General features: G+C 43.6%; 1 rRNA gene (only partly in view). It reads left to right on the forward strand.

What is annotated here, in order from left to right:
* The first annotated feature begins 200 nt into the window (after positions 1–200).
* Positions 201–234 (forward strand): 5S ribosomal RNA (gene rrf, locus C1T21_RS05290); it runs 87 nt beyond the window's last position.

Genomic DNA, 234 nt, shown 5'->3' on the forward strand with positions numbered 1-234 from the left:
GCAGTAATGCATGGAGCTGACCAATACTAATCGGTCGAGGGCTTATCCTAAAATAAAACGCAATGAGTTTCGGATCCAGTTTTCAGGGTGTAACCTTGAAGGTATGTACAAGTGACATACGACAAGCGCATGGCTATTCATTCACACGATAAGTGATGAAGCGAATAACCATACGGTAGAATTTACGATGTAAATTCATGTTTGGTGGCGATAGCGGAGGGGTTCCACACGTAC

The organism is Paenibacillus sp. F4 (assembly GCF_002894905.1).
GTDB lineage: Bacteria > Bacillota > Bacilli > Paenibacillales > Paenibacillaceae > Paenibacillus > Paenibacillus polymyxa_B.